Genomic DNA, 26,384 nt, shown 5'->3' with positions numbered 1-26,384 from the left:
GGGCAGTGGTTGCCTGCAGATCTCGTGGGTCTCGCCGCCGGGACCGCAGCGAATCTTCGGTGACCTGGTCGGCCGCTTCGGCGTCGTCGCGTTCGGGGTTGTCGTGCAGGAGTCGGCCGAGACGGGGCGCCGCGCCCGCGACGAGGGCTTCCGCTTGACACGACCACCTTATCGGTAACAGTGTAGCCATTATGAGTACCTGGTCTGAGCCCCAGCCCGACTCCCGGTTCGTCGAGGTGAACGGCCTGCGGATCCACTACAAGCGCGCCGGGCACGGCCCGGCACTCGTGCTGCTGCACGGCAGTGCCTCGTCCCTGCAGCACTTCGACCACGTGACGGACCTGCTGTCGGATTCGTTCGATGTCATCCGCCCCGATCTGCCGGGGTTCGGACTGACGGGCCCGCGCAAGGACCGCGACTACCGGGTTCCGGCGTACGCCACGACGGTGGCGGGCTTCGTAGCGGCGCTGGGCGTGCCGCGCTACGCGGTGGCCGGCAATTCCCTGGGCGGCCACATCGCCTGGAACGTCGCACTGGATCACCCGGAGCGACTGACCGGCCTGGTGCTGGTCAATGCCACCGGCTACCCGGAGAAGACGGTGCCCGCGGGGATGCGCCTGACCCGCAACCCGCTGGTGCGGCCCCTGCTGAGGCGGGTGATGCCGCGTGGGGCAGTGGAACGCAGCCTGCGGGAGGCCGTCGGGCCGCGTTCGCAGATCGTGGACGACGCCATGGTGGACCGCGCCCATCAGCTCATGAGCCGCCCCGGTAACCGCTCGGCCTTCGTCGACTTCTGCAACACCGACCAGCCGGACCGCAGCGCGCAGATCCCCCGCATCACGGTGCCCACGCTGGTGCTGCGCAGCGCGGGCATCGACGGCCAGCACTTCGCCCGCGACATCCCCGACGCCCGGGAGCTCGTCCACCCCCACGGCGGACATCTGCTGCCGGAGGAGGAACCGCGGTGGGTCGCGGACGCGATCGCCAAGTTCCTCGGCTCCTGCGCCGGCACCCCCGCGATCTGAGGGCAAGGAGGCCCGTTCCATGAAGTACTTCGTCGCCCCGGGCGAGGACCGCAAGCTCACCGCCGACTCGCGCAAGGCGCTGCGCGGCAGTTTCATCGAGCTGTCCGACGGCGTCACCCACTACGAGCTGACGGGGCCCGAGGACGGGGATGTGGTCCTGATGGCGGGCGGTCTGACCATCCCGCTGTTCTACTGGGACGGCCTCGTCAGCGAGCTGCACGCCCGCGGGCTGCGGACTCTGACCTGCAGCGCCTACGGCCGCGGCTACTCCGACCGGGTACAGGCGCGATACGACGAGACGCTGTTCACGCGGCAGCTGGCCGAGCTGACGGACCGGCTCGGCCTGACGGCGCGGCCCCTGCACCTGGTCGGCACCTCCATGGGCGCGCTCGTCGCCATGACGTACGCGGCCCAGTACCGCTCGTCGGTGTCCACGCTCACCATCGTCGGCCCCGCCGGTCTCGCGAAACCGCGGTCGGCCTCCCCCGACCGGCTGCTGCGCAACGACGTGCTGGCCGGAGTGGTCGTCCGCCGTCGCGGCCTCCGGCTGCTCCAGGAGCACCTCGGGCACAACGTCCGGGACCCCGGGCTCGGCGCGGAACTGACCGACATGGTCCTCGGCACCCTCCGCTTCGAGGGCTCGCTGTACGCGGTCTTCGACACCCTGCAGCACCTGCCTCTCACCGGCCGTGACGACCTCTTCCGGCGGACGGGGGCGCTGGGCATTCCGACGCTGCTGCTGTGGGGCGACGAGGACACCGTCACGCCGTCGGCGCACTTCGACACGGCGCGCGCCCTGCTGAAGCCTCAACACCATCACGTCATCACCAGATGCGGGCACATGGCCCCGTTCGAACGGCCTCGCGACGTCGCCGACCAGCTCGTCCCGTTCGTGTCCGCACGCACCGAAAGGCTCGACCCATGAACAACCCCCACGCCATCGACGTACTGATCATCGGCGCCGGCCCCTCGGGCTCCGCCTTGGCGATCGACCTCGTACGCCGCGGACTCGACGTCCGGATCGTCGACAGGTCCCCCCACACCTTCGACGGCTCACGTGCCAAGGGCATCCAGCCCCGCAGCCTCGAAGTCCTCGAAGACCTCGGCGCTCTCGACGACGTGCTGGCCGGCGGCGACCTCTATCCCAAGCTCGGGCTCCATGCCGGACCCATCGGCGTGCCGTGGAAGATGTTCCCCCACAGGGAGGCGACCCCGGACGTCCCGTACCCGAACACCTGGCTGATCCCGCAGTTCCGCACGGACCGCGCCCTGCACGCCCGGCTCAGCGAGCTCGGCCGCGAGGTCGAGTTCGGCAAGGAACTGACCGAGCTGACGCAGGACGAGGACACGGTGGTCGCCAAGGTGGTGGGCGCGGACGGGGTCGAGGAGATCGTCGCCCGCTATGCCGTGGGGGCCGACGGCGGCTCCAGCGCGGTGCGCAAGCAGCTCGACATCGGTTTCGCCGGGACGACGGACGAGTCCGACCGCGTGCTGATCGTGGATGCCTCCGTCAGCGGCCTGGCCCGCAACCGGTGGCACATGTGGCCCGGCCTCGGCGGAAAGCTCATTGCCGCCTGCCCGCTCCCCGACAGCGACATGTTCCAGTGGATGATCCGGCTCACACCCGACGAGAAGCCGCCCCAGGAGATCGGCGCCATCATCGACCGGATCCACTCCCACACCCGCAACCGGCACATCCAGCTGCACGAGATCCACTGGAAGTCCGTGTTCCGGCCCAACATCCGTCTTGCGGAGCACTACGGCCGCGGACGGGTCTTCCTCGTCGGCGACGCGGCGCACGTCCACACCCCGGCCGGTGCCCAGGGCCTGAACACCGGTATGCAGGACGGCTACAACCTCGGCTGGAAGCTCGGCCAGGTCCTCGCCGGCGCCGACGCGGCCCTGCTTGCCACCTACGAGGCCGAGCGGCAGCCGATCGCCGCCGGGGTCCTTGGACTGTCCACGGAGAAGTGGGGCGGCATCGCCAAGCTCGACCCCTCCAGCATGAAGCGCGGCAAGGACGAGCAGCAGCTCGCCCTGACCTACTACGGCGGCCCGCTCGCCCCCGCCGACAGTAGCGGCACCGGCACGCTGCACGTGGGCGACCGTGCCCCGGACGCCCACCTGCTCGGCGCCGACGGCGCCGAGACCCGCCTGTTCGAGCTCTTCCAAGGACCGCATTTCACCGCCATCGCCTACGGCCCCGGCGCCGCCCGGGACCTCGAACTCCTCGACTGGCCGACGACGGGCGCCCAGCTGAAGCGGCTGACCGTCGGACCGGCCGCGGGCGACGGCCGCTCCTTCTCCGACCCCGCCAGCACGCTGCGCAGTGTCTACGGCCTGACCGGCGACACGCTGCTGCTGATCCGTCCCGACGGCTACATCGGGCACATCGCCACCCGGGACTTCCGCACCACCGCACAAGCCGCCGTGCGGGCGATGACGCCGCAGACAAGGAGCCGAACCATGCCCTAGCCGGGCCACACCTCCCCCGGTTCGGGGGCCACTGAATGAGCCGCATCCTCCTGCGCGCGTCGTCATCGGCCGGCCTGCGCTGGAACGGCTGTTGCGCGACGCCCTGAAGCACCATCCCCAGCGCGATCTGCGGGGCGCAGCCGACGTCACGGCCAGTGAGCAGGAGGAACTCCCAGGCTCCGGGCCGGGGCGGGGCACGTCGTCCTGGCCGTCAGACGTCGTCGTGCAGGTGGGCAAGCCCGCTGAGAAGGAGTTCGAGTCCGAAGGAGAACTCGTCCTCGATCGGAACGGGCATCGACCCGGCGACGGTGGCCGTTGCCGGGAACAAGGCTGGATCGACGTTCTGGAAGACGGCGGACAGTTGTGCGTCCGCGAGTTGCCCGCCGCCATGACCGTTGACCTGTATGGCGAATCCGAGGACGTAGCGGGCGAGGGTGGCGAAGGCGTGCGCGGCCAGTCGCGGCGGGAAGCCGCTGTCGAGCAGCGCCGCGACACAGTGCTCCCGCAGCGCCATGGCGTTCGGCCCCAGGGGTATCTCTTCGACCATCAGGCGCGCCGCGTTCCGGTGCCGGGCCAGGGCGTCGAACATGGTGTGCGCGACCGTCCGCAGCGCTTGCTGCCAGCCCATCGCGAGGAGTTCGTCGCCATTCAGTTCCACGGCGCCGAACATGCGGTCCACGACATGGGCGACCAGCGCTGTCCGGTTGTCGAAATGCCGGTACAGGGTCGCCGTGCCCGAGCCCAGGCGCTGGGCCAGCGTCCGCATCGAGAGAGCGTCGGCCCCCTCGTCGTCCACGATCTGCAGGGCGGTGGAGACGATGCGCTCCAGCGGCACGGGCGGACGCCCCGGGCCTCGACCCGATGCCGGGGTCGCTCGCGTAGGACCAGCTGCTGCCACTGAAACGTCCACCTCCTTGGACAGCACCATAACAGCAACACCGTATCCACTATGGAGGCCGCCGGTTGGGCACCGAGTGGCGGCGCCCCCTTCGAGCCGCCCGTCGATGACCGCTCCTACGGAGTTCGACGGCGGGCGGGTGAGCACCAAGGACTGATGCTCCAAGAGCGAGGTCTCGCGGATCTGCAAGGACCTGGACGGTCAGCTCACCGCATTCCGCGGCCGCCGTGTCCGGCAGCGGACAGCCCAGCGCGCCACGATCCGCCAAGGCGGCTGGTGACAACTCTCGCGCCCAAGTGACAACTATCGCGCTTCGGCACAACCCGCCGTGGGCGCGCCGGACGGCGTCCTCAGGGTCAGGCTCCGATGCCGACGGAGGAGACGTGGGCGTAGGCGTTGTAGTCGGAGTCGAGGTCGCTGATGACGTCGTCCCAGATCTCGTCGACCGTGTCGGCGTCCTGGGCGGCCCAGGCGTCGACGAGGTCGCCCCAGATGTAGCGGACGGTGATGGATCGCTGCTGGAGGTTGGGGCGGAGGCGCTCGGCCGGTACGTGGCTCTGGTCGACGGGGTAGATCTCCATCCGGCGGCCCCGGCCGTCGTTGTCGAGGTGGCGCTTGAGCCAGCCGGAGCGGATCAGGTTCTCCCGTCGCCGGATCCAGTACGCGCTGTCGATGCGTTCGCGGTTCGCCGCGGTGGGGGTGGACTTGCCCTTCGTCCAGGAGCGGATCGTGCGGGCGGTGACGCCCTGGTCCTTCAGCGCGGCGCGGCCGGCCGGGCTGTCGAGGTACCGCAGACGGGCATTAAGGCCTCGCTTGGAGGTGACGGGCGAGGAGATGCCGGAGGAGTAGACGATCCGGTTGAGCTCCAGAATCAGGGCTTCGCCGCCCTTCATGCCCCGGGTGTTGAACCTCCCGAATTCTCCCCATCGGGACCAGAGGTCGGGTGATCCCGCCATCAGCGCTTACCTCCCAGGATGTAGGTGGCCTTTTCCTTGACCTGGTTCAGGTCCCGGCCTTCGGGGAACACCGGGCGCCAGTCTCCCACGACGTGAAGTTCGTCGGTGCCGGAGATCTCCACGACCTGAAGCCCGGCCTTGCGCGCCTTGTCGGCCTTCATCCACAGGTTGGCGAACGCCTTGGCCCGGATGATGTGCATCCAGTCCGGGCGGCGCAGTTCGCGGTTCGCGCTGGACTCGCCGATGGTGGAGACGAATTTGGAGTACATGGCCTTCACGTACGCCACGGTCAGTTCGTCGCCCTCGGCGAGGGCGGTTCTCCGGGATTCGGCCAGTGCGCGGCGGAGCTTTTCGAGCAGGGCCTCGGAGGCGCCGGAGACGAGGGAGCGGTGGATCACCGGGGCGTCCGCGAGGCCCTGCCGGGCGCAGTCGAGGAGCAGGCGCAGTGTGGACTCGCCGACCCACAGCTCCCCCGGCTCCATGCGGTTGCCCAGGGGGTTGGGCAGGTCGGTGTGGTCCCAGGCGGCGGGGGTGATGAGGTGGACGCCGGCCTTCTTCGGGTCGTGGATGCCACTGGTGTCCTCGACGAGCCGGCCGATCGGGAGCCAGCACTTGAGCGCGGACAGGTAGGCGGCGTTCATGTCGAGGGCGGTCACCTCGATCTCCTCGCCTCGCTTCGCCGCCGCGAAAAGCTCGGGGTTCCGCCACTTGGGGCGGCCTTCCCAGATTTCGTCCGCGCCTTTCTGGGACTTCTTCCGGAGGATCTCCTGCGTCGGCGGGAATTCCGAATGCTCGTAACGGCCGCCCACCCGGGACGCCTTCAGGAGCGTCATCACATCGGGAATGGCCATCTTGATCAGCTCGGCCTGCGCCGCCTCCATGTCGCCGGAGCACGCCGCCAGCACCTCGTGCACACGGCCGGCGATCTGCTCCACCAGCGTCCCGGAGGCGTATCCGGGTGCGTTCCGCCGGGGCTCGGCCGTCTCTGGTACGGCGGACGCGGCCTGTTCGGTGGGCGTGGCCTGTTCGGCGGGCTCGGCCTGTTCGGTGGGCGTGGCCTGTTCGGCGGGCTCGGCCTGGGTGGCGGGCTCGGCCTGGGTGGCCGGTACGGCGGGCTCAGCCGCAGCGACCGGAGCGGCCGGAGTGACGGCAACCGTCGGCGGCTGGGCCGCGAGAGCCGGGGCGGGTGTCTCCTCGGCGGCCGGGAGCGGGGCGGAGGCCGGCGGCGCGCTCGCCGCGGCAACGGCCGCCGCGCAGTCCTCCGCGGTCAAGTGTTGCGGGAAGCCCTCCAGTTCGTGCTGTGTCGGCTGCCCGCACAACACGCACAGTTGCACCGCGGCTGCGGATGGCTGGACCGACGGCACGGCGGCAGGGGCGGCCGTCGGTTCGGGGGCCGGGGGTTCCGGAGGTACCGGGGGAACGGTGAGCGTGCCGGGCGTGAGGCTCGGGGCGGCGCCGTGCAGGACCCCGATGGCGTGCGTCGGACCGGCCAACAGGTCGAGCGCGGCCAGGCGGTAGTGCGCGGCGAGCAGGTCTACGTCCTCCAGCGACCAGTGGGCGCCGCCGGACTGCTTGCGGGAGACCTGGGCCTGGGACAGCCCGAGCGCGGCAGCCAGGTCGCCCTGCTTCTCGCCCGCCCGTGACATGAGCGCAGCCACCGTGATCCTGAGGACCTCTTCCGTACTCAACACGATGTCAATGTAGCATTTCTGATACGCAATACGCATACACAATGAGGACACCGGCGCACAATGCCGGGAAACCGGACTACCGTCCGGTCCGCGTCGGTGAGGGCATCGGCGAACTCCGGTGCCGGTCAGGGGCGGCGAATCCGCCGCGACACCTCCTGGGCGCGGCCCGGCCGAACCGGGCCTCCTCTGCCGGTGTCGCCTGTGAGCCGTACCAGGTCCGTTTTCAGTGAGGCCAGCCAGGAGACCGTCGCGTAGTACACGCGCGGTGCGCCGGGCGGGTCATCGGCGATGGCGGCGGAGGCCGTCGGGGTGTGGAGTGGTACCGGCGTTTCCACCATGTCCCCCGTGGGGTCCATCCGGGCGGAGGTCAGCAGCATGGCCGCCGCGACCCGGTCGCCCGCACGGACGACGGACTCCGCGGCTTCTCTCCCCAGCGGCGGAACCACGACCGGCTCGGGAGGTACGAGCAGCCGGTCGGCGCCCCACAGTGTGTGGTGCCCGGCGATCAGTGCGGCCTGCCAGTCCTGACCGGCCGGCGGCGAAACGGGCCCCTCGGGTTCGCCCTGGTACTGCGCGTACGCCGACTCCGCCATGACCAGGGCATGCTGCAACGACCGGTGGCCCGGCGCGGTGACCACCGGCACGCGCCACCCGCCCGCCGCGATCTGCGCCGTCGTGGCCACGACGATCTCCGCGGTGATCCGCAGCAGCACCGCGGCCGACCGCCGCAACTCGTCATGGGCGCCCCGCGGCCAGGCCAGCAGTCCGAACACCGCACCGATCGCACTGCCGGTCAGCACGTCGAGCAACCGGAACTCGGCGAGCTGCCAGGTGGCCGGCGCCAGCTGCGCGAAGACCAGGGCGACCACCACCGTGAACAGCGCCTGCGCCCAGCCGACGCCTTTCACCGGCCCCAGCGTGAAGGTGACCAGCATCAGCGGCGGCAGCGCCACCGCACAGACCTCGATGTCGGTACCGACCAGCGCCAGCAACGCCGCCGCGACCAGCGCGCCGACGAGCGTGCCGGTCAGCGCCCTCCGCATGGTCGTCCGGGTCTCCCGTACCGTCGTGCGCGTCAGCGTCAGGGTGGCGAGCAGCACCCAGAAGCCGTGCGGGAGCGTGTCGACGCCCGCGATCAGCCGGGCCGCCGCCAGGGCCAGACTGATCCGTACGGCGTTCTGGAAGAAAACCGACCGGCCGCCGACGTGGCCCGAAAGGCGCCGCCACCACAACCGTGGCGCCCGCATCCGCGCGTACCAGAACCGGCCCGGCGCCGGTGCGTCGGCCGCCCGGCCCCGTACGGCGATGTCGGCCGCGGTGGACATCGCGAGCGCCGCGTCCGTCACCTCCAGGAGCGCCGCATTGCGGCGCAGCACAGCGGGAGGCGCGTCCTCTGCTGCCGTCAGTGCCTGACGGATCCGCCACAGGCGGGCATGCGCCCGACCGTCGGGGATTGCGCCCCGCAGCCGGGCGGCGGTCTCCCTCGCCACGTCCGCGACCACCCGCAGTGGGTCCGGGTCCTCTGTCTCCGGCACCTCGGCCGCCTCGGCCCGGCCTTTCCGGGCCGGTCCTCCCGCCGGCGTGTCCGGCTCCGCTCCGGCTCCCCCGGCTCCCCCGGCTCCCCCGGCCCCCCCGGCTCCGGATCTTCTGGGCGGAACCGCATCCCGGGGAGGCGGCGGCAGCACCGCCAGCCGGCCGAGCAGGGTGCGCGTCGCCAGGCCCGTGTGGGCCAGTGCCCTCTGCCGCACACCCGCTCCGGCAGGCCGTTCCGCCTCCGGGACACGGGAGGAACGAAGCCCCTCGCTCAAGGCCCGGGCGGCGCTCAGCGCGTCCTCCGGCAGTGTGTACGGGGCGGAACGCAGCCGGTCCGCGCAGCGCGCCGCACCGTCGGCGGCCCGGGCAGCCCTTTCCCGGTAGGGCAGGGCCGCCGGCTCGGGCAGCAGCGTCATCTCCGCGATGATCAGCAGGACGAGCCCGAAGCTCGCCCCCGCCAGGCGCTCGCCCAGCGAACCGGGGTCGTAGGGCGGGAACGACGGCAGGATGTACATCAGTTGCAGGCCCGTGGCCGCGCCCGCGAACCGTGGTCCGCCGACAGCCATGAACGCCAGCACGAACCCGACGACCAGCATGCCGACCACGGCGCTCCACGTCCGCACGGACAGGTACGTGCCGAGCGTGATCAACACCCAGCAGACCGGCACCAGGCCCAGCAGCAGCGTGGCCCGTCGGCGCCCGGAGCCCGGGAGACGCGACAGTCCGGCCATGGCGATCGCGCCGAACAGCGCGTACGTCGCGCCGACCGCCGAGTCGAAGCCGTAGAGGAACACATAGAACCCGGCCGTGGCGGTGATCGTGACGCGCAGAGCCCCGCGTGCCGCCGCCCGGTAGGCGGGCGGCGGCCATCGCCCGAACGCGCCACCCATGCCCCCAGCATCACCCGCGCCGCCGCACCCGGCACGACGGGGACGCACACCCCGTCGTGCCGGATGCGACGGGGCCCGGTCTTGGCGCGGGGTGCACACTTGTTTACCTTGGGGGTGAACACGCGTACACCCCTGCTTTTCCGGCCCTCGCACCGTCTCTGGAGCACGATGACCTCCGCCGCATCCGAATCCGGCACGACTCCCGGACGCGCCCGTTCCCGGCTCGTCGTCCCCGTCCTCGCCTTCTGCGGCATGCTCGTCGCCATCATGCAGACCCTCGTCGTCCCGCTGCTGCCGCACATACCCGAGCTGACGGGGGCGAGCGCGGGCGCCGCAGGCTGGCTCGTGACCGTCACCCTCCTCACCGGCGCGGTGTTCACTCCGGTGCTCGGCCGGGTCGGTGACATGTACGGCAAGCGGCGGGTCCTCCTCGCGTCGCTCGGGGTGCTCACCGCCGGCTCCGTACTCTGCGCGGTCAGCTCCGACATCGGTGTGCTGATCACCGGCCGGGCCCTCCAGGGCACGGCTCTCGCGGTGATCCCGCTCGGCATCAGCATCATCCGCGACGAACTCCCCGCCGAGCGCGTACTGCCGTCGATCGCGCTGATGAGTTCCACCCTCGGCATCGGCGCCGCGATCGGACTGCCCCTGGCCGCCGTCGTGACGGAGAACTTCGACTGGCACACCATGTTCTGGGCATCCGCCGCACTCGGCCTGCTCGACTTCCTGCTCGTGCTGGGGATCGTGCCGGAGTCAGACGTGCGCTCCCGGGGACGCTTCGACGTGCCGGGCACGCTGGGCCTCTCCGTCCTGCTGACCGGTGTGCTCCTGGCGATCACCCAGGGCTCCGGCTGGGGCTGGACCTCCGCGCCGACGCTCGGCCTGCTCGGCGCCTCGGTGGCCGTGGGTCTGCTCTGGGGCTGGTACGAACTGCGCACCCCGTCCCCGATCATGGACCTGAGGGTGTCCGCCCGGCCCGCCGTACTGCTGACCAATGTCGCGGCCCTGCTCATCGGCTTCTCGTTCTACGCCAACTCCCTGGTCACCGCCCAGCTCGTGCAGGAACCTACGAGCACCGGCTACGGCCTCGGCGCCTCCATCGTCGTCAGCGGACTCTGCCTGCTGCCCGGCGGGCTCGCGATGGTGGCCCTCTCCCCTCTCTCCGCGCGGATCTCCGCCGCGTACGGGCCCCGCACCGCGCTCGCCGTCGCGGCCGTCGTCATGGCCCTGGGCTACGTGGTGCGCTTCTTCACCAGCCACAGCCTCTGGCTGATCGTTGCCGGCGCCACCGTGGTCTCCTGTGGCACCGCCATCGCGTACTCCGCGTTGCCCGTCCTCGTCATGCGGGCCGTGCCGGTGAGCGAGACCGCGTCGGCCAACGGGCTCAACACCCTGATGCGTTCCGTCGGACAGGCCTGCTGCAGCGCCGTGGTCACCGCCGTACTGGCCCGTGCGACCTTCGTGGCGGACGGCCGCACCGCACCCACGCTCCACGCCTACCTGCTGATCTTCCTGATCGCCGGCGGAGCGGCCCTCGCCGCCCTCGCCGCCGGCCTCCTCCTGCCGTCCGACCGGCCGAGCCGGGACGGTTCGCACGACGGCGACCGGCCGGGCGGTACGGTCACGGTGGCACCACCCACCCACGCCGCCCGAGGGAACGCATGAACACCGCCGACGAACCCGCCTCCCCGGCCACTGCCGACGCGGAGCGAACCGTCCGCAGGGAAGCCGGGGAATCCCGCGCCGGTGGCGGGCCAGAAGGCTCGGAGACCGGACGCGATGCCATCATCCGCGCCGCGCGGCGGGCGTTCACGCTCAAGCCGTACGCCGAGGTCACCATGCGCGGCATCGCCGCGGCGGCCGGGGTGAGCCCCTCCCTGATCGTCAAACGCTTCGGCACCAAGGAAGCCCTCTTCAACACGGTCGTCGACTTCCGCCCGGCCGCCGCCGAACTCTTCGGCGCTCCGCTTCCCGGCCTCGGCCGGCACCTCGTCCTGACCATGGTCGACCTCCGCGACCGGCTCCGCGGCGACCCGCTCCTGCGCGTGGTCTTCTCCCTCGGTTTCGAGGACGAGCGCACCCTGCTGCGTGCCCGCTTCCGCGAGCAGATCACCGACCACCTCGCCGGTGTCCTCACCGGCCCCGACGCCCGACTGCGCGCCGAACTCATCGCCGGCCAGCTCCTGGGCCTGGGCGCCACCCTGAGCCTCCACCGTCCTGACGGCGCCACCGCCCACACCACCGCCGAACGACTCGCGGACCTCTACGGCCCCGGCATCCAGCGCCTCGTCGACGGGAGCTGAGCAGCGCAGCGGCACGGTCGACGCGACGGTTCTCGGGCCGCCCGTGTTGGTAGCTTGCGGACGTGGACGACTTCTCACGCTCGTGGACCGCACTGCGCGAGGCCGTCGCCGGTCTCGCCGACGAGGACTTCGCCCGGCCGTCGGGCTGCACCGGCTGGCTCGTACGCGACCTGGTGTGTCACCTCGTCATCGATGCCCAGGACGTCCTGATCACCCTCGCGACGCCCGCCGGCACACCGCCGACGCGCGACGCCGCGAGCTACTGGGAGGTCGCCGACGCGCCGCCGACCGGCGACGATCCGCTCGACGCGCTGACCGTACGGCTCGCCGCCGCGTACGAGGACCCGGGGCTGCTGAAGTTCCACCTCGACGACGTCGGCTCCGCCGCCGGGCGCGCCGCCGTGCTCGCCGACCCCGGCCTCGCGGTCGGAACGCGCGGCGAGGTGCTCACCGTCGGCGATTACCTCTCCGCGTACGTCCTGGAGTGGACCCTGCACCACTTGGACCTCGTGGCGCAGCTGCAGCGGGCGCCACGACCGCCCGCGGAGAGCCTGGGCGCCGCACGTGAACTCCTCGAGCGGATCGCCGGCGCGCCCTTCCCGGCCGAGCTGTCCGATACGGACGCGCTGCTGGTAGGAACGGGCCGTCGCATGCCCAGCACCACCGAACGGGCGGCACTGTCCCGGACGGGCGTGCGGTTCCCGCTCTCGCTCGGCTGAACGGGGCACGCCCGGTGACGGCGGCCCCTGCTCGTACGGTCGCTCATTCCCCTGTCGCCCCGCCGAGAGCGAACATCCTTGGCTCCGGGCCGTGTTGTGTGAAAGCTGGGAGGACGCATCCCGGATCACGGAGGCCTTCCATGAGCGCCGAACACACCAACACCCTGTACGAGGCCGTGGGAGGTGCCGACGCGCTGCGCCGGCTCTCCGAGACGTTCTACGAGGGGGTCCTGGCCGACCCTCTCCTCGCACCCGTCTTCGCCGACTTCACCGCCACCCATGTGGAGCACGTGGCCGTGTGGCTGGCCGAGGTCTTCTCGGGGCCTGCCGAGTTCACGGCGGAGCACGGCGGGCACCAGGCCCTGCTCCGCGCCCATCTCGGGCTCGGCATCACGGAGGAACAGCGACTGCGCTGGATGGAGCTGATGACGGCGGCCGTGGAGAAGGAGCTTCCGGACGACGCCCTGCTGCGCCGCCGGGTGGTGGAGTACTTCGACTGGGGCACGCGGATCGCCAAGGACGTCTCGGCCTCGGCCCCGGGTACGGACCTCGGCAACCCCGGCCCCACTCCGCGCTGGGGCTGGGACGGCCTCGCCTGACGCCGTCCCGCGCCACCGGCCCCCTCGACGGGCGCTGGTCCCGGCGCGGGCGTGGTGGGCGTGTGCCTCGTGCGGGGACAGCGCGTCATGGTCCGGTACGGCGCTCCGGCGTCGGCAGCAGCGCGGTGAGGGAGAGGACGGCCGAGACCGACGCCGGGTCGAAGTGGCGGCCGAGGAGGCGGGTGAACTCCTCGTCGCCGAGCTCGGCGCGCTGTCGGCGCAGGGCCGTGATGTTGAGGACGGAGTTGTCCGGCTTGAACCGCTGGTTGAGGGAGAGCGCCCGCACCAGCAGCGGCACCGCCTCCTCGGGAAGTCCCTGTTCCGCGCGCAGGTTGCCCAGTGCGCCGTAGTCGAGCGCCACCTCCGCCCACGCGCCCTGTGCCTCGTCGATGGCGAGGCACGAGCGGTAGCACTGCTCGGCCATCTCGTGATTCCCCCGCGCCTGGGCGACCTGGCCCAGGTGGTAGGTGCTGTTGGAGACCCCCGCCTGGTTGCCCAGCCGTCTCTTCACGGCCACCGAGGCACGGAGGTACCGCTCCGCCTCTTCGTGGGCGCCCCGCTCCTGGCAGACGTGGCCGAGCTGGTGGAGCACGATGGCCCGGTTGGTGTGGTTCCCCAGCTGTTCGTAGAGCGCGAGCGCGGCCAGATAGCTTCGCTCTGCCGCCTCCAGGTGGCGGGTCTCCAGGTTCACGCGTCCGAGGTCTTCGTGGCACTTGGCGACGGCCTCGGTGTAGCCGGCCGCCTCGCACACCGGCAGCGCACGCGTCAGCAGCATCCGGGCCCGCCCGTACTCGCCGCGCGCGAGCGCGGCGATCGCCAGCTGTACGTAGGCGCTGCCCAGCGGCGACGGGCTCGGAGAGGAGGCGAGCAACCGGGTGTACCGCGTGGTGAGGTCCGTGACCTCGTCCGCTGCCGGGGCGTCGAGGTGCCCCCGTACGATCCGGTCGAAGGCGTCGGCACCGAGCTCCATGCGCTGGACGGCGAGCCAGTCGAGGTCCTCGTGCCCGCCCCGGTTCCCCTGCCCTTCCAGCCAGGCGTCGATCGTGCAGGGCACCGCGTCCTCCACTCGCCCCAGGACGGTTCGTACGGCGCCGAGTTGCCTGTTGCACGCGGCGAGGTTCTCCTGCTCCCCGAGTGCCGCGAACACGGCGCTCGCGCGGGAGAAGCACACCTCCGCCCAGGACACGTCCCCGAGATCGCGGGACATCTCGCCGAGGAGTCGGCAGCTCTCGGCGATGTGCGTGCTGCTTCCGATCTCTTCGAAGATCTCGAGGGCGGTCCTCGCGTGCGCCTGCGCCGCCTCGTGGTCGAAACGGGCGAGGGCGATCCTCGCCAGCCTGACCCAGCCGTTCCCCTCGTTCATCCGGTCGCCCAGGGTCATGTGGTGGGAGAGCGCGACGCGCGTGCACCGTTCCGACTTCGTGTAGTCCTTCGCGCGGAACGCCAGGATGCCGATCTGGTGCTGGGCGGCCGCGATCCCCGCGAGATCGCCCAGTTCCTCGCAGATGGTCAGCGCCTCGACGTACTGCTGCTCCGCGAGGCGGTCGTCGCCCCTGCGACTGGTGTGGTGCGCGAGCTGGTGCAGGGTGACGGCCACCCGCTCGCGCTCGCCGATGCGTTCCGAGATCGACATCGACTGCCGGTACAGGTGCTCGGACTCGGCGTGGTCACCGCGGCCCTCGGCGAGCAGACCCAGGTTGTGCAGCACGCCCGCGACCAGGTCGTCGGCCCCCAGCTCCTCGAAGCGGGTCAACGCCTGGCGGTAGCGGCTCTCGGCCTGCGCGTACCGCCCCCTGCGCGCGTCAAGGCCGCCGAGTTCCGCGAGGCATTCGGCGGCGGACAGCGACCCGGGCGTCGCCATCGACAGCGCCTGGTGCCGCAGCCGTTCCTCCCGGGCCCACTGGCCGCTCCGCTCGAGTTCGTGACAGGCCCGCTGTGTGTGCTCGACGGCCTTCGGCACGCGGCCGGCGGCCAGTTCGTGGAACCTCGCTTCGAGTACGTGGCCGATGTACTCGTCCTGTGCCGTCGTCGTGCCGCTCCGCCACGCCCAGTACGCGCCCGCCCTGCGATGGGCACCGGTCAGCCGTTCCGGTCCGGCGACGCGCACCAGGGCGGCGGCGGTCCAGCGGTGCACCAGGTATCCGTCGCCGGCGGGCGCGAGGAGCCCGAGGTGCAGGAGCCGTGCGACGGCCTCGTCCAAGTCGTCCGGCTCCGGCGGCGGCAGCTCCTCGCCGGACGGCCCGGGCCCGTCAGCCGGATCGGATGGATCGGATGGATCGGCCGGTGCCTCCGCCATCTGCCATGCGAGACCCCTCCGGTCCACCGGCAGCCGGTACACCGCCGCGCCCAGCAGCAACCGTCGTGCCGCGGGCGCCCCGTCGAGCCGGGCGAGCAGCTCCGGCAGGAGCACGTCCTGCGCGATCAGCGCACCGGTCTCGTGCAGCATCGGCCCCAGCCCGCCGCCCGGCGCGACCTCACGGCCGGTCAGTGCGGCGCCCAGCCGGGCGCTCACCTCGTCGAAGCGTGCCGCGCCGTCCCGCAGCAGCGCGTCGAGGTACTCCAGGGAGCGCGGGTGGCCTCCCAGACGCGCCCACACCTGAGCCTGCTCGGGCGGTGACAGGGCGTCGATGCCCGGCAGTCGCCAGATCAGCTTCCGGGTCTCCTGCCAGGTCAGCGGCCCGAGGTGCAGGTTCTCGACTCCCGCGACCGGGAAGGGGTACCTGCTGGTCACGAGGGTGCCGTGCCGCTGGGCCCAGGCATCGAGGAACTCCGCGAGTTCCCCGTCGCGGAGCCGGTGATCCGCGTCCAGGTTGTCCTCGGCGTTGTCGAGGACGAGCAGGAGCGGTACGGCTGCCGCCCCTGCGGGCGCGCCGAGCAGCTCCCGCCAGTCCCGCCCCGGCTCGTTCAGGGCGATCACCCACTGGTGGAGCGGATCGGTCTCCGTGAGCCCGTTGCGGGCGCAGTGGGCGCCAAGGCCGCGGCGCAGCTGCTCCATGATCGTGCCGGTGTCCGTCTCACCGGCGACGGCCACCACGACGCCGTCCGCCGCGGCGGCCGTGAAGCGGCGGACGAGTTCGGCGGCCAGGCTCGTCTTGCCGACGCCGCCGATGCCGTGCAGCAGGATCCGCGGCTCGGTGCCGACCAGCTGCCGCAGGGTCCTTCTGCGGCCGACGAAGTCGTGCCGCCCGCGGACCGTGCCGTCGACCACGACCGCCTGCGTGTCGGGTTCCCGGGGGAAGGACTCGGGCGTCGCGAAGGGGGCGCCGTCGCGAGGCGCTGCGGAGGAGGTGCCGCCGCGAGGCGCTGCGGAGGGGGCGCCGCCCGGCCGTGACGCCGGATCGGCGAGGAACAGTGCCGGTGTCGCCCACTCGGGAAGCGGGCGCGGTTCACGCGCGAGCTCCCGGCGCACCTCCGAGAAGACGGTGAGCAGGTCCGTGTCCGGGCGGCTCATCAGCCCCTCGTACAGTCGTGCGCACAGTTCGATCGCGTAGTCGTCGCTGACGGCGCTGTTCATCGCCAGTACGGCCTGGGCCCCGTTGTCCAGCAGGCTCCTGGCCAGACCCGGCAGCTCGGCCTGTCCCTCCCGTGCGGTGGAGCAGCCCGCCAGGACGATGAGGGGCACCCCGCCGTCGGACGGCATGACGTCCCGTACGAAGCGGGCCGCGTCCACCGCGTCCTCCTCGCCCGTGGCGGTCTCCAGGAGCAGCGCGCCGGGGCGGGCGTGGCAGGAGATGTGCAGGACGTCGCAGGGCTCCGCGTCGAGCGCGGACCGGATCGCCGCCGTGCTGCCCCACTCCAGGACGCGTACCCGGTGGCCCGTGCGGCGACCGGGTTCCACGGCGTCCAGGATCCTCGCCCATTCCCGTTCGTAGTCCAGGAGTCGCCCCGAGCTGTCGTCCGGTGCGGCGACCGCGGCGACGATGCGCAGGGGCCCGCCGGGGGCGGTGGGGGCCGGCCTTCCGGTGTGCGGCGTCGACCGGTACAGATCGACGTCGGGGTCCAGCGCCAGGGGGAGGCCGCGGCCGGGTGGTACGAGGGTCTCCCACGGCAGGTCCGCCTCCGCGGGGTCAGCCGCCTCGACGCCGACCCGGTGCCGGCCGGGCCGGCCCAGCGCTTCCGACAGGGCCCGGCCGGCGGGGCCGTCCAGGAAGCGGTCGGCGAGCGCGGTGCCCGTCTCCCGCAACAGCTCGTCCGACGGCTCCCTGTGGAGCCGCCACAGCAGATCGGCCGTGCGCCGGCTCAGTGCCTTCGGTACGTGTGAGGTTCTGACGCCCCCGATGTCGCACGTCACGTTCGTGGCGCCGATCGACAGCTTGATCACGTGAGCCCCCGTCGCGTTCGCGCCTGCGCCCGGTCCTGATCACCCGTATCACTCGTATCACCCGTACGCGGTCCTGCGCGGCCAGGATGTCGGGTGTACGTCTCCGAGGCAATCACGCCAACTGCGCCTCCTGCCATACTGAGTTCATGTCGGACACCCCGGAAGAGCCCCCGCAGCCGAACGCGGTGCGGGTCAACGAGGACGGCCTGCTCGAGTACTTCGACGAGGAGGTCTGGGTGCCGTACGTGGACCTGCCGGACGGCGATCCCGGTCCGCTGGGTGTCGTGTTCCGCAGGGAGTCGCCGTGAGCGCTCCGTCGACGGCCGGGGACTCCGGCGCGGCGGTCCTCGACGCCCTGCCCTCGCCGCTGGACTCCGTCGCCGACAGCCGGGAGGCCGCGCGGTGGACCCTCGCGTCCACCGGCGCCGTCGGCGCGCTGCTGCTCGGCGGGGGGCCGCTGCTCGCCGTGGGACGGATCGGGGACTGGGCGCACGCGCTCTGGGCCGGAGGCGGCCTGCTCGTGGCCCTTCTCGGCATCGCCTGGGCGATGTGGCAGACCAGTGAGGTCCTCGTACCGCCCCTGACCACCCCCGCGGTCCTCGCCTCGCCGGCCCTGCGCGGGCTGCGCGAGCAGCTCGACGCCGCGCCCGGCTACTACTTCGGCTCCGTGGCCACGGATGTCGAGGGCCTGCTGCGGCACCGCCGGATCGCCATGGAGATCTCCCGGCGGATGCCGACCGCCGGAGCGGCGGAACGGGCGGCCCTGGAACGCGGGCTGGCCACGGCCCACCGCAACATCGCGCGGACGGACCCGTACCTGCGGTGGCTGCTGGCGACGGCTCACGCGTGGATCGTGCGGGAGAAGCTGCGCAAGGCGCGGCGCCACACCTTCCTCTCCGCCGTTCTCGTCATCACCGGCGCGGTGGTGTTCCTCGGCGCGACCGGCCGTTGAGGCCGCTGCACGGCCGCCTCGATCGTCCGTGTTCCCGCCGTGTACCGGGGCAGAGCCTCCGGCTGCCGCGCCTTTGTTCTTCCGCTCCGCCTGCGGTGCGGCCTCCGCCGCGGCAGCCTCCCGTTCGAGCCGCTCCGTCAGCAGGCGTACGCGAGCCGCCCTCTCCGCGCCGGTCGAAATCGTCCTGGTGTCGGCTGATCGGGCGGGTCGTCAATGTGCCTCGCCGGAGTCGCCTTGGACACCGTGGAGAGTTCTACGCGCGATGAAATGAGCGCCGACATATCGGAAGACACCAAGCGGAATCTTCCCTGTTGGAGCTATGCCACAACCGTTCGGTAGGAGGCGAAATACGCCCCCTGACCAGGAGATGATTCCCGACGCACTGTCCAAAAAAGCAAGAGGAAAAACCCATGCGACCAAGACCTTTCGGCATGACCGTCTCCGTGGCCGCATTCGGACTACTGGGCTCCCTCGTCACCGCCTGCGGCTCGTCCGGGAGCGATGCGACGACCCTGCGTCTGGTGGCCCCCGAGTACGGCACCGGCCCGGCGACCAGCTCCAAGGCGTACTGGGACAAACTGGCCGCCGCCTTCACCGCCGCTCATCCCGGCAAGAAGGTCGAGGTCACGCTCTACCCGTGGGCCGACGTCGACCGCGAGGTCACCCGCATGGTCGAGGGGGACAACGCCCCTGACGTGGCCCTGATGGGCGCGTACTCCGACTTCGCCGCGCAGGGCCGCCTGTACTCCGCCAGTGAGGTGCTGTCCGTCAGGGCGGAGGCGAACTTCCTGCGGCCGCTCGCGGCGGCAGGCACGGTCAACGGCAACCTGTACGGCCTGCCCTTCGTGGCCAGCAGTCGGCTGCTCTTCTACAACGAGGAGCTCTTCGACGAGGCCGGAGCGAAGCCGCCGAAGACCTGGTCGGACCTGAAGGCGGCGGCCAAGGCGCTGAAGAAGGACGGCGTGCTCTACCCGTACGCCCTGCCGCTCGGCCCCGAGGAGGCACACGCCGAAGCCCTGATCTGGGAACTGAGCAACGGCGGCGGGTACACCGACGACAGCGGCGGCTACAACATCGCGTCCGAGCAGAACACCGAGACGTTCAACTGGATCAAGGACAACCTGGTCGCGCCGGCCCTCACCGGTCCGATCCCGCCGGCCCAGCTCAACCGTCAGGACGCCTTCGCCGCCTTCCTGCGCGGCGACGTCGGCATGGTCAACGGCTACCCCTCGCTCCTTCACGAGGCGAGGGCGAAGGGCATGAAGGTCGGCACGCTGCGGATGCCGGTGTCGGACACGCTGGGTGACGAGCGGACGCCGCCGGCGGCGGGCGTCGCCGACTGGATGATGGCCTTCAAGCACGACGACAACCACGAACTGGTGAGCTCGTTCCTGGACTTCGTCTACGAGGACAAGAACCTGAGCGAGTTCGCGGGGCGCTACCACCTGTTGCCGTCGACGGTGTCCGCCACCGAGGAGTCCCAGTACGCCGCGGCGGACCCCAGCGCCGAGCAGTTCCTGACCGCACTGCGCAGTGCCCAGCTCTACCCGGTCGACGAACCGTCCTGGCTCCAGGCGAGCAACACCATCAAGCGCAACATCGGGAAGGCCGTCGCGCCCTCCGCCGACCCCAAGGCCGTACTGGAGCAGATCGCCCAGCAGGTCAAGGACGAGACGCAGCAGAGGTAGCGGTCTCCGGAACCCGCGGAGACCGGCGCGGCGTCGACCCGACGCCCCTGTCGTCGCTCGCGAAGCACCCACAAGGTGCGCGGGGCGACGACCGCCCCCGTCCCGTCGCCGGTGTCGTCGGCCCTCTCGGCCAGGTGCCCGCCCTTCCGCCCGCGGCTAGAATTGTCCGTAATCAGGGGTTCGTACCGCTTCGGAAAGTCGGCGGTGGAACTCGGCGGCGACGATCCCCCACGAAATCGACACCCCGGACACTCCGGGAACGGAACACGAGACGTTTCCCGTGTCTTCACGGGGAACACCTTCAAAGTTGACATGACCACTCCTAGCCTGCCGGTTGCACCGCTCCCGTAGCCATCACCCTCAACCGGAGGTAGTCGTGCCCGGCGCGCCCAGAAAACGCCGCACCGCCCTTCTGTCCACCCTCGGCCTCGCGGCCGCGTCGATCGGCCTGTGGGCCGGCGTCGGCGGCACGTCGCAGGCCCAGGCCGCGGCGACCGTCCCCACCCCCGACCACGTGGTCGTCGTGGTCTTCGAGAACCACGCCTACAGCCAGATCATCGGCAGCTCCAGCGCCCCGTACATCAACTCGCTGAAGGCCGGCGGCGCCAACCTCACCCAGTCGTACGGCGAGACCCACCCCAGCCAGCCCAACTACTTCGCGATGTTCTCGGGTTCCACCCAGGGCATCACGGACGACAGCTGCTACACGCCCGGCTTCTCGTCCGCGCCGAACCTGGCCTCCGAGCTGATCGCCGCGGGCAAGACCTGGAAGAGCTACAACGAGACGCTGCCCAGCCAGGGTTCGACCACGTGCAGCAGCGGCAAGTACGCGCGCAAGCACAACCCGTGGTTCGGCTTCTCGAACGTCCCGACCTCGTCGGCGTACACCATGGCGCAGTTCCCGACCGACTACACCACGCTGCCGCAGGTGTCCTTCGTGGTCCCGAACCTGTGCAGCGACATGCACGACTGTTCCGTCAGCACCGGTGACACCTGGCTGCAGAACAACCTGGGCGCCTACGCGACCTGGGCGAAGACCCACAACAGCCTGCTCGTCGTGACCTTCGACGAGGACAACCGCCTCGCCGGCAACAAGATCGCGACCGTCCTCTACGGCCAGCAGGTGGTCCCGGGCTCGACGTCCTCGACCACGTACAACCACTACAACTTGCTGCGCACGATCGAGGACATGTACGGCACCACGCACGCCGGCCAGGCCGCCAACGCCGCCCCGATCACCGGCATCTGGACGCCCTGACGTGTACGTAGCGGACAGTCGCAGCACTCCCGCGACGGCCGCGACGGCCGCCGCCCGGGACCTCGGTCCCGGGCGGCGCGCCGCCGTCGCGCCCACCGTGCTCGCGCTCGGCACGGTCAGCCTCGTCACGGACGTGTCCTCGGAGATGGTCACGGCCGTGCTGCCGCTCTACCTGGTCGCCGGGCTCGGCCTCTCGCCGCTCGGCTTCGGCCTGCTCGACGGCGTGTACAACGGCTTCAGCGCGCTCGTCCGGCTCGCCGGCGGCCATCTCGCCGACCGCGGCGGCCGGTACAAGACGGTGGCGGCGCTCGGCTACGGCCTCTCCGCGCTGTGCAAGCCCCTGCTCCTGGTGGCGGGTTCACTGCCGCTGATCGGCGCCGTGCTCGCCGCCGACCGCACCGGCAAAGGCCTGCGGACCGCGCCGCGCGACGCGCTGATCTCGCTCGCGTCGCCGGAGGAGTCGCGCGGCCGGGCCTTCGGCGTGCACCGGGCGATGGACACCGCGGGCGCCCTGATCGGCCCGCTCGTCGCCTTTCTGATCCTCCGCCAGGTGGCGGACGGCTACGACGCCGTGTTCACGGTCAGCTTCTGCGTGGCCGCGCTCGGCGTGCTCGTTCTGCTGCTGTTCGTACCCTCGCGCCCCAAGCCCCTGGCCGTGCCGTCGGAAGGCGCGCCGCGCGCTTCGCTCAAGGCCGCGCTCGCCCTGCTGCGGGTGTCCGACGTGCGCCGACTCGCCCTGTGCGCCTTCCTGTTGGGACTCGCGACGGTCAGCGACTCCTTCGTCTACCTGCTGCTGCAGCGGCGCCTCGGCGTCACCGACCGCTGGTTCGCGCTGCTGCCGATCGGCACCGCCGCCGCCTTCCTGCTGCTCGCCGTGCCGCTGGGCCGGCTCGCCGACCGGGTCGGCCGCTGGCGGGTGTTCCTCGGCGGCCACGCCGCCCTGCTGCTCGTGTACGGGGCGCTGCTCAGCGGCTGGCAGAGCCCCGCGCTCCCCTATCTGGTCCTGGCGCTGCACGGCGGTTTCTACGCGGCGACCGACGGCGTGCTGATGGCTGCGGCGGCCGGCTCCGTACCGGCCGAACTCCGGTCGTCCGGGCTCGCGTTGATCCAGACCGGGCAGGCGCTCGCCCGGTTCGGCTGCTCGATCGCGTTCGGCGCGGCCTGGACCGCGTGGGGCGACCGCTGGGCGGTCGGCGCGGCGACGGCCGTGCTCGCGGTGTGCGCGGCCGCGGCGTTCGCCCTGCGGCCCGCGGACCGGGACACCGCCTCGCCCACCCCCACCGTTCCGGAGGGAACGCCCGTATGACCCTGCGCAACAAACTGCTCGTCCTGCTCGCCGCGCTCGCCGTGCTCGGCGGTGTGGCCGCCGCGTCGCTGCTGCACGCGGCCGACCGGGCCGCCGAGAAGGACCGCCCGCAGGCGGGCGGCCCGGCGATCGGATCCGGGCGGGTCTCGCTCGCGGCCGGCGCCGACCGCCGGATCGTGTTCCGCAACATGGCCTGGGGTCCGCACCGCGACGAACTGGTCACCGTGCCGGCCGGTGCCCCTGCCGGTCCACGGACCGCTTCCGGAGTGAAGTGTCTGCGCTTCCATTCGGCCGGTGGCACCGGGATCTGCCTGCAGGCCGTGCGCGGCGCCGTGGACGACACCTACCGGGCGGTCGTCCTGGACTCGGCGCTCAAGGAGCGGGCCCACTACCCGCTGCCCGGCATCCCGACCCGTGCCCGGGTCTCGCCGTCGGGCCGGCTGGTGGCGTGGACGGTGTTCGTCGGCGGCGACTCGTACGCCAGCGCGAGCTTCTCCACCCGTACCGCCCTCCTGGACACCTCGACGGACCGGCTCACCACGTCCCTGGAGGAGTTCCGGGTGGTGAAGGACGGCAAGGAGTACCACGCCGCCGACACCAACTTCTGGGGCGTCACCTTCTCCCGCGACGACCGGCACTTCTACGCCACCATGGCGACCGCCGGCCAGACCTACCTGGTGCGCGGCGACCTGACGGCCCGTACGGTCACCACCCTCCACCGGAACGTCGAGTGCCCGTCCCTCTCCCCCGACGAGACCCGGATCGTCTACAAGAAGCGCGTCGCGGGCGCCCCCGTCGACGCGCCCTGGCACGAGTACGTCCTGGACCTGGCCACCCTGCGGGAGACCGCGCTCGCCGAGTCCCGCAGCGTCGACGACCAGGCCGTCTGGCTCGACGACCGCACGGTCTCCTACTCCCTGCCGGGCGACTACGGCGCCGACCTCTACAGCGTCCCGGCCGACGGTTCGGGCGCGCCGAAGCGCCTGCTGACGGCGGCACTGGCGCCGGCGTTCCTGAAGTGACGGGCCGGGGCCGGGACTCGCACGAGACGGTTCACGCCCCGGCCGCCGCTCTCGGCGACACCGCCTCGGTCGGCACTTCGGACAGCGCCGGTGTCAGTTGTCCCTTTCGAGGAGGCGGCCGGTGGGCTCGGTGAGGGTGCCGTGGTCGGCGATCTTCTCGCCGCGCAGCCAGGTGGAGGTGACGACGCCGTCGAGGGCGGCGAGGCGGGCGGCGGCGCCGTTGCGGGCGTGCCGGTTGGTGTAGTGGACGAGCGCCTCGTCGGGGAACCGGGCGGCGGCCCGGGCGACGATCTCCAGGAGTTCGGCGGGCGCGTCGACGTCGTCCTGGACGACGAGGTGGTGGCCGGCCCCCGGATCCGCGGCCGCCCACGCGAGCAGGGCGGTGCGGAGGGCGGAGGGCGGGCCGTCCGGGTCGGGGTCGACGACCAGGTGGTCGAGCCCCAGCCGGGCGACCAGCTCCTTCGCCTGAGCGAGGCGTACGGGGTGGGTCATGACGGCCGAACTCAGGTGTGTCGTGGTCACACTGTGCTCCGCTCCGCAGCAGGGGGTGGTCGCCGGTCATCGTCGCAGAGCAGGCCCCGACGGGCCTCGGTCCGAGGGGAGTTTGGCCGGATCAGTGGCCGTGTCGGCTCCACCTGATCCGGCGCGGGCCCTGCCCCGGGTCAGTGCCGCTGCTCCTCGCGCAGCCCCCAGGGGGAGCCGTACGCGCCCAGCAGGTCGAGGAACGGGCGGGGCGGCAGGGCCTCGGGGCCGAGGACGCCGCTCGCCTTCCACGTGCCGTCGGCGATCAGCTCCAGGGCGATCACCGGGTTGAGGGCGGTCTGCCAGACCACGGCCTGGGAACCGTACTCGCGCATCGTCCACTCGTTGTCGACGACGTGGTACAGGTACACCTCGCGCGGCGCGCCGTCCTTGGTTCCCTTGACCCAGGTGCCCGCGCAGGTCTTGCCCCTCATGCGGTCGCCCAGGGTGGCCGGGTCGGGCAGGCAGGCGGCGACCACGTCGCGCGGGGAGACCCGCACGGGCCCGTCCGCGCCGGGGACGGTGACCTTCGCCGTGGAGTCGAGGCCCAGGTCGCGGAGGGTCTTCAGCTTGGCGATGAAGTCGTCGCCGAGGCCGTACTTGAACGTCACCCGGCGCGCGTCCACCCAGCGGGGCATGAGGAGGACCTCCTCGTGCTCGACGTTCACGCACTCCACCGGGCCGATGCCCTCGGGGAAGTCGAAGACCTCCGGCTCGCTGAAGGGCGCCGTGGTGAACCAGCCGCGGTCCTTCTCGTAGACGACGGGCGGGTTGAGGCACTCCTCGATGGTGGTCCAGATGCTGAAGGAGGGCGCGAAGTCGTACCCCTCGACGGTGAGGTGCGCGCCGTCGCGGACGCCGAGCTCCTCGATCTCGTCGAAGAGTTCGTCGGCCGCGTACCGGGCGAACACGTCCGACAGGCCCGGCTCGACGCCCATGCCGACCAGGGCGAGGCGGTCGGCCTCCTCCCAGGCCTCGGCCAGGGCGAACTGCTCGTCGCCGAGCTTGACCCCGCACTGCTCGTAGGGGGCGGCCGGGTGGGGCACGGACAGTGACATCGCCATGTCGACGTAGTGCGCGCCGGCGGCGAGCGCCGCGTTGAACAGGGGCATCACGAACCTGGGGTCGGTCGCGTTGAGGAGCACGTCGCAGTTCTCCTCGGTGAGGAGACGGCGGACCGCGGCCTCGTCGGAGGCGTCCAGGCGGTGGGCGCTGAACCGGTTCTCCTGCTCGCCGAGCGCGGCGACGGCGGCCTCCGCGCGGGCCGGGTCGTAGTCGGCGACGACCATGTGGGTCAGGAAGTCACGGCGGGCCGCGATACGGGTGACGGCGGTTCCGACGCCGCCCGCACCCACGAGAAGTACACGCATGTCACACACCATTTCGTCGAGTCGGTCCGGGCGATCGCCCGGGGACGTCTCGATGGAACACGACCCCCGCGGTTAAGGTCTACGGTGTTGGCATAAGGGGCGCGAGGAGCGGCGAGGTGGTGGCGCGATGCCGAAGAAGGTGGTTCCGGAGGCGGAACGGCGCAGGCGGCGGCCGACCCGGCAGGGCACCGTGCTGTCGGAGAAGCTGATCGTGCGGACGGCGCTGCGGATGCTGCGCGAACACGGGAGCGCCGGACTGACCGCACGCCGGCTCGGTGCCGCTCTCGGCGCCGACCCGAGCACCGTGTACCGGTACTTCGCCGGCCTGGACGGCCTGACCCGGGCCATCGGCGAGGAGCTGATGGGGCGGGCCCTGGACAGCTGGACCGCCTCCGGTGAGTGGCGTGCCGACCTGCGGGCGCTGGGCCTGGCGATCCACGCCTCCTACCTCGCCCATCCCCAGGCCGCCCTGCTGACCGCCAGCCGCGTCACCGGCCGGCCCCGGGAGATCGAGGTGGACGAGACGATCCTCGGCATCCTGCGCGGCGCGGGCTTCGGCGACGCGGCCGCCGTCGGCGTGTACCACGCCTTCATCGACCTGGCCCTGGCCTTCGCCGCCCTGGACGCGGGCGCGCTGGCCGTCAAGGACGAGATCAGGGAGGCGGACGAGGAGATGTGGACCACCACCTACGCCCGGCTGCCGGCCGAGACCCATCCCCACATCGCCGCCACCGCGCACCTGCTCGCGGACCGGATGAACGACAGCGCCTATCCCGTCGTCCTGGACACGCTCCTGGTCAGGGCGGAGGCCCAGCTGGCCGCCTCGCGGCAGTAGCGCGTGGGGCGGAAGCGGCGC

The 26,384-nt window shown here is 71.9% G+C and carries 21 protein-coding genes; 14 read left to right on the top strand and 7 right to left on the bottom strand.

Annotation, left to right across the window (positions count from 1 at the left end; all coding sequences use genetic code 11):
• The first annotated feature begins 191 nt into the window (after window positions 1–191).
• Genes SVTN_RS38795 through SVTN_RS38785 form a run of 3 tightly spaced genes read left to right on the top strand, consistent with a single transcriptional unit; the run spans window position 192 to window position 3,500 of the window.
• Window positions 192–1,025, top strand: a complete 834-nt coding sequence (locus tag SVTN_RS38795) for an alpha/beta fold hydrolase (RefSeq protein WP_041133254.1) — start codon at window positions 192–194, stop codon at window positions 1,023–1,025.
• A gap of 19 nt (window positions 1,026–1,044) precedes the next feature.
• On the top strand, window positions 1,045–1,950 hold the full coding sequence (locus SVTN_RS38790; protein ID WP_041133253.1) for an alpha/beta fold hydrolase: 906 nt from the start codon (window positions 1,045–1,047) through the stop codon (window positions 1,948–1,950).
• Window positions 1,947–3,500, top strand: a complete 1,554-nt coding sequence (locus SVTN_RS38785; protein WP_041133252.1) for an FAD-dependent oxidoreductase — start codon at window positions 1,947–1,949, stop codon at window positions 3,498–3,500. The genes SVTN_RS38790 and SVTN_RS38785 overlap by 4 nt, the downstream gene beginning before the upstream one ends.
• A gap of 211 nt (window positions 3,501–3,711) precedes the next feature.
• Here the strand turns inward: SVTN_RS38785 and SVTN_RS38780 are convergent, their stop codons facing one another.
• The 4 genes from SVTN_RS38780 to SVTN_RS38765 all read right to left on the bottom strand — a co-directional run bounded on the left by SVTN_RS38780 (window position 3,712) and on the right by SVTN_RS38765 (window position 9,468).
• The gene (locus SVTN_RS38780) at window positions 3,712–4,335 is read right to left on the bottom strand and encodes a TetR/AcrR family transcriptional regulator (protein ID WP_041133251.1); all 624 of its coding nucleotides are present in this window, start codon (window positions 4,333–4,335) and stop codon (window positions 3,712–3,714) included.
• A 419-nt stretch (window positions 4,336–4,754) separates the two neighbouring features.
• On the bottom strand, window positions 4,755–5,354 hold the full coding sequence (locus SVTN_RS38775) for a hypothetical protein (RefSeq protein ID WP_041133250.1): 600 nt from the start codon (window positions 5,352–5,354) through the stop codon (window positions 4,755–4,757).
• Window positions 5,354–7,045 carry a helix-turn-helix domain-containing protein gene (locus tag SVTN_RS44005; protein WP_245727818.1) on the bottom strand — a complete coding sequence of 564 codons (1,692 nt, stop codon included), beginning with the start codon at window positions 7,043–7,045 and terminating at the stop codon, window positions 5,354–5,356. Before SVTN_RS44005 ends, SVTN_RS38775 begins: the two co-directional genes overlap by 1 nt.
• A 125-nt stretch (window positions 7,046–7,170) precedes the next feature.
• Window positions 7,171–9,468, bottom strand: a complete 2,298-nt coding sequence (locus SVTN_RS38765) for an FUSC family protein (RefSeq protein WP_052499565.1) — start codon at window positions 9,466–9,468, stop codon at window positions 7,171–7,173.
• Window positions 9,469–9,636: 168 nt separating this feature from the next.
• Between SVTN_RS38765 and SVTN_RS38760 the strand changes: the two genes are divergently transcribed.
• The 4 genes from SVTN_RS38760 to SVTN_RS38745 all read left to right on the top strand — a co-directional run bounded on the left by SVTN_RS38760 (window position 9,637) and on the right by SVTN_RS38745 (window position 13,089).
• Window positions 9,637–11,133, top strand: a complete 1,497-nt coding sequence (locus SVTN_RS38760; protein WP_078908680.1) for an MFS transporter — start codon at window positions 9,637–9,639, stop codon at window positions 11,131–11,133.
• Window positions 11,130–11,771 carry a TetR/AcrR family transcriptional regulator gene (locus SVTN_RS38755; RefSeq protein ID WP_041133249.1) on the top strand — a complete coding sequence of 214 codons (642 nt, stop codon included), beginning with the start codon at window positions 11,130–11,132 and terminating at the stop codon, window positions 11,769–11,771. Before SVTN_RS38760 ends, SVTN_RS38755 begins: the two co-directional genes overlap by 4 nt.
• 62 nt (window positions 11,772–11,833) lie before the next feature.
• Window positions 11,834–12,490 carry a maleylpyruvate isomerase N-terminal domain-containing protein gene (locus SVTN_RS38750; protein WP_041133248.1) on the top strand — a complete coding sequence of 219 codons (657 nt, stop codon included), beginning with the start codon at window positions 11,834–11,836 and terminating at the stop codon, window positions 12,488–12,490.
• 140 nt (window positions 12,491–12,630) lie between these two features.
• Window positions 12,631–13,089: a group II truncated hemoglobin gene (locus SVTN_RS38745; protein WP_041133247.1), complete on the top strand. Its 459-nt coding sequence runs from the start codon at window positions 12,631–12,633 to the stop codon at window positions 13,087–13,089.
• Window positions 13,090–13,174: 85 nt separating this feature from the next.
• Here the strand turns inward: SVTN_RS38745 and SVTN_RS38740 are convergent, their stop codons facing one another.
• Entirely contained in the window at window positions 13,175–17,410 is a 4,236-nt protein-coding gene (locus SVTN_RS38740; RefSeq protein ID WP_041133246.1) for a tetratricopeptide repeat protein, read from the bottom strand.
• A 146-nt stretch (window positions 17,411–17,556) separates the two neighbouring features.
• Between SVTN_RS38740 and SVTN_RS44520 the strand changes: the two genes are divergently transcribed.
• From SVTN_RS44520 to SVTN_RS38715, 6 genes are all read left to right on the top strand, one after another.
• Window positions 17,557–17,718: a hypothetical protein gene (locus SVTN_RS44520; protein ID WP_159026568.1), complete on the top strand. Its 162-nt coding sequence runs from the start codon at window positions 17,557–17,559 to the stop codon at window positions 17,716–17,718.
• Entirely contained in the window at window positions 17,715–18,362 is a 648-nt protein-coding gene (locus SVTN_RS38735; RefSeq protein ID WP_245727817.1) for a hypothetical protein, read from the top strand. The genes SVTN_RS44520 and SVTN_RS38735 overlap by 4 nt, the downstream gene beginning before the upstream one ends.
• A gap of 410 nt (window positions 18,363–18,772) precedes the next feature.
• Window positions 18,773–20,050: an extracellular solute-binding protein gene (locus tag SVTN_RS38730; protein WP_041133245.1), complete on the top strand. Its 1,278-nt coding sequence runs from the start codon at window positions 18,773–18,775 to the stop codon at window positions 20,048–20,050.
• A gap of 376 nt (window positions 20,051–20,426) precedes the next feature.
• Window positions 20,427–21,308: an alkaline phosphatase family protein gene (locus SVTN_RS38725; RefSeq protein WP_041133244.1), complete on the top strand. Its 882-nt coding sequence runs from the start codon at window positions 20,427–20,429 to the stop codon at window positions 21,306–21,308.
• Between the two features lies 1 nt (window position 21,309).
• Window positions 21,310–22,614, top strand: coding sequence for an MFS transporter (locus tag SVTN_RS38720; RefSeq protein WP_063782314.1), 1,305 nt, complete (start codon window positions 21,310–21,312; stop codon window positions 22,612–22,614).
• Window positions 22,611–23,636, top strand: coding sequence for a TolB-like translocation protein (locus tag SVTN_RS38715; protein ID WP_041133243.1), 1,026 nt, complete (start codon window positions 22,611–22,613; stop codon window positions 23,634–23,636). Before SVTN_RS38720 ends, SVTN_RS38715 begins: the two co-directional genes overlap by 4 nt.
• Window positions 23,637–23,729: 93 nt before the next feature.
• On the opposite strand, the gene SVTN_RS38710 is transcribed toward SVTN_RS38715, so the two are convergent.
• Together SVTN_RS38710 and SVTN_RS38705 are read right to left on the bottom strand one after the other, a co-directional pair.
• Complete coding sequence (locus SVTN_RS38710) at window positions 23,730–24,158, bottom strand: hypothetical protein (RefSeq protein ID WP_218922737.1); 429 nt, start codon at window positions 24,156–24,158, stop codon at window positions 23,730–23,732.
• Window positions 24,159–24,298: 140 nt separating this feature from the next.
• A complete protein-coding gene (locus SVTN_RS38705) occupies window positions 24,299–25,528 on the bottom strand; it encodes a saccharopine dehydrogenase family protein (protein WP_041133242.1) in 1,230 nt (409 codons plus the stop codon).
• Between the two features lie 127 nt (window positions 25,529–25,655).
• Between SVTN_RS38705 and SVTN_RS38700 the strand changes: the two genes are divergently transcribed.
• Window positions 25,656–26,363 (top strand): TetR/AcrR family transcriptional regulator, encoded by a 708-nt coding sequence (locus tag SVTN_RS38700; RefSeq protein WP_041133241.1) that lies wholly within the window; start codon window positions 25,656–25,658, stop codon window positions 26,361–26,363.
• Window positions 26,364–26,384: the final 21 nt, after the last annotated feature.

The sequence above is a fragment of the Streptomyces vietnamensis genome (assembly GCF_000830005.1).
Lineage (GTDB): Bacteria > Actinomycetota > Actinomycetes > Streptomycetales > Streptomycetaceae > Streptomyces > Streptomyces vietnamensis.
The sequence above is the reverse complement of the archived record's forward strand: the minus strand, read 5'-3'. Positions and strand labels throughout refer to the sequence as shown.

Excerpts from the sequence above, each read along its gene's own strand:
- SVTN_RS38795 (WP_041133254.1), top strand. The coding sequence starts at position 192 with ATGAGTACCTGGTCTGAGCCCCAGCCCGACTCCCGGTTCGTCGAGGTG.
- SVTN_RS38790 (WP_041133253.1), top strand. The coding sequence starts at position 1,045 with ATGAAGTACTTCGTCGCCCCGGGCGAGGACCGCAAGCTCACCGCCGAC.
- SVTN_RS38785 (WP_041133252.1), top strand. The coding sequence starts at position 1,947 with ATGAACAACCCCCACGCCATCGACGTACTGATCATCGGCGCCGGCCCC.
- SVTN_RS38775 (WP_041133250.1), bottom strand. The coding sequence starts at position 5,354 with ATGGCGGGATCACCCGACCTCTGGTCCCGATGGGGAGAATTCGGGAGG.
- SVTN_RS38765 (WP_052499565.1), bottom strand. The coding sequence starts at position 9,468 with ATGGGTGGCGCGTTCGGGCGATGGCCGCCGCCCGCCTACCGGGCGGCG.
- SVTN_RS38760 (WP_078908680.1), top strand. The coding sequence starts at position 9,637 with ATGACCTCCGCCGCATCCGAATCCGGCACGACTCCCGGACGCGCCCGT.
- SVTN_RS38755 (WP_041133249.1), top strand. The coding sequence starts at position 11,130 with ATGAACACCGCCGACGAACCCGCCTCCCCGGCCACTGCCGACGCGGAG.
- SVTN_RS38745 (WP_041133247.1), top strand. The coding sequence starts at position 12,631 with ATGAGCGCCGAACACACCAACACCCTGTACGAGGCCGTGGGAGGTGCC.
- SVTN_RS44520 (WP_159026568.1), top strand. The coding sequence starts at position 17,557 with ATGTCGGACACCCCGGAAGAGCCCCCGCAGCCGAACGCGGTGCGGGTC.
- SVTN_RS38730 (WP_041133245.1), top strand. The coding sequence starts at position 18,773 with ATGCGACCAAGACCTTTCGGCATGACCGTCTCCGTGGCCGCATTCGGA.
- SVTN_RS38715 (WP_041133243.1), top strand. The coding sequence starts at position 22,611 with ATGACCCTGCGCAACAAACTGCTCGTCCTGCTCGCCGCGCTCGCCGTG.
- SVTN_RS38705 (WP_041133242.1), bottom strand. The coding sequence starts at position 25,528 with ATGCGTGTACTTCTCGTGGGTGCGGGCGGCGTCGGAACCGCCGTCACC.
- SVTN_RS38700 (WP_041133241.1), top strand. The coding sequence starts at position 25,656 with ATGCCGAAGAAGGTGGTTCCGGAGGCGGAACGGCGCAGGCGGCGGCCG.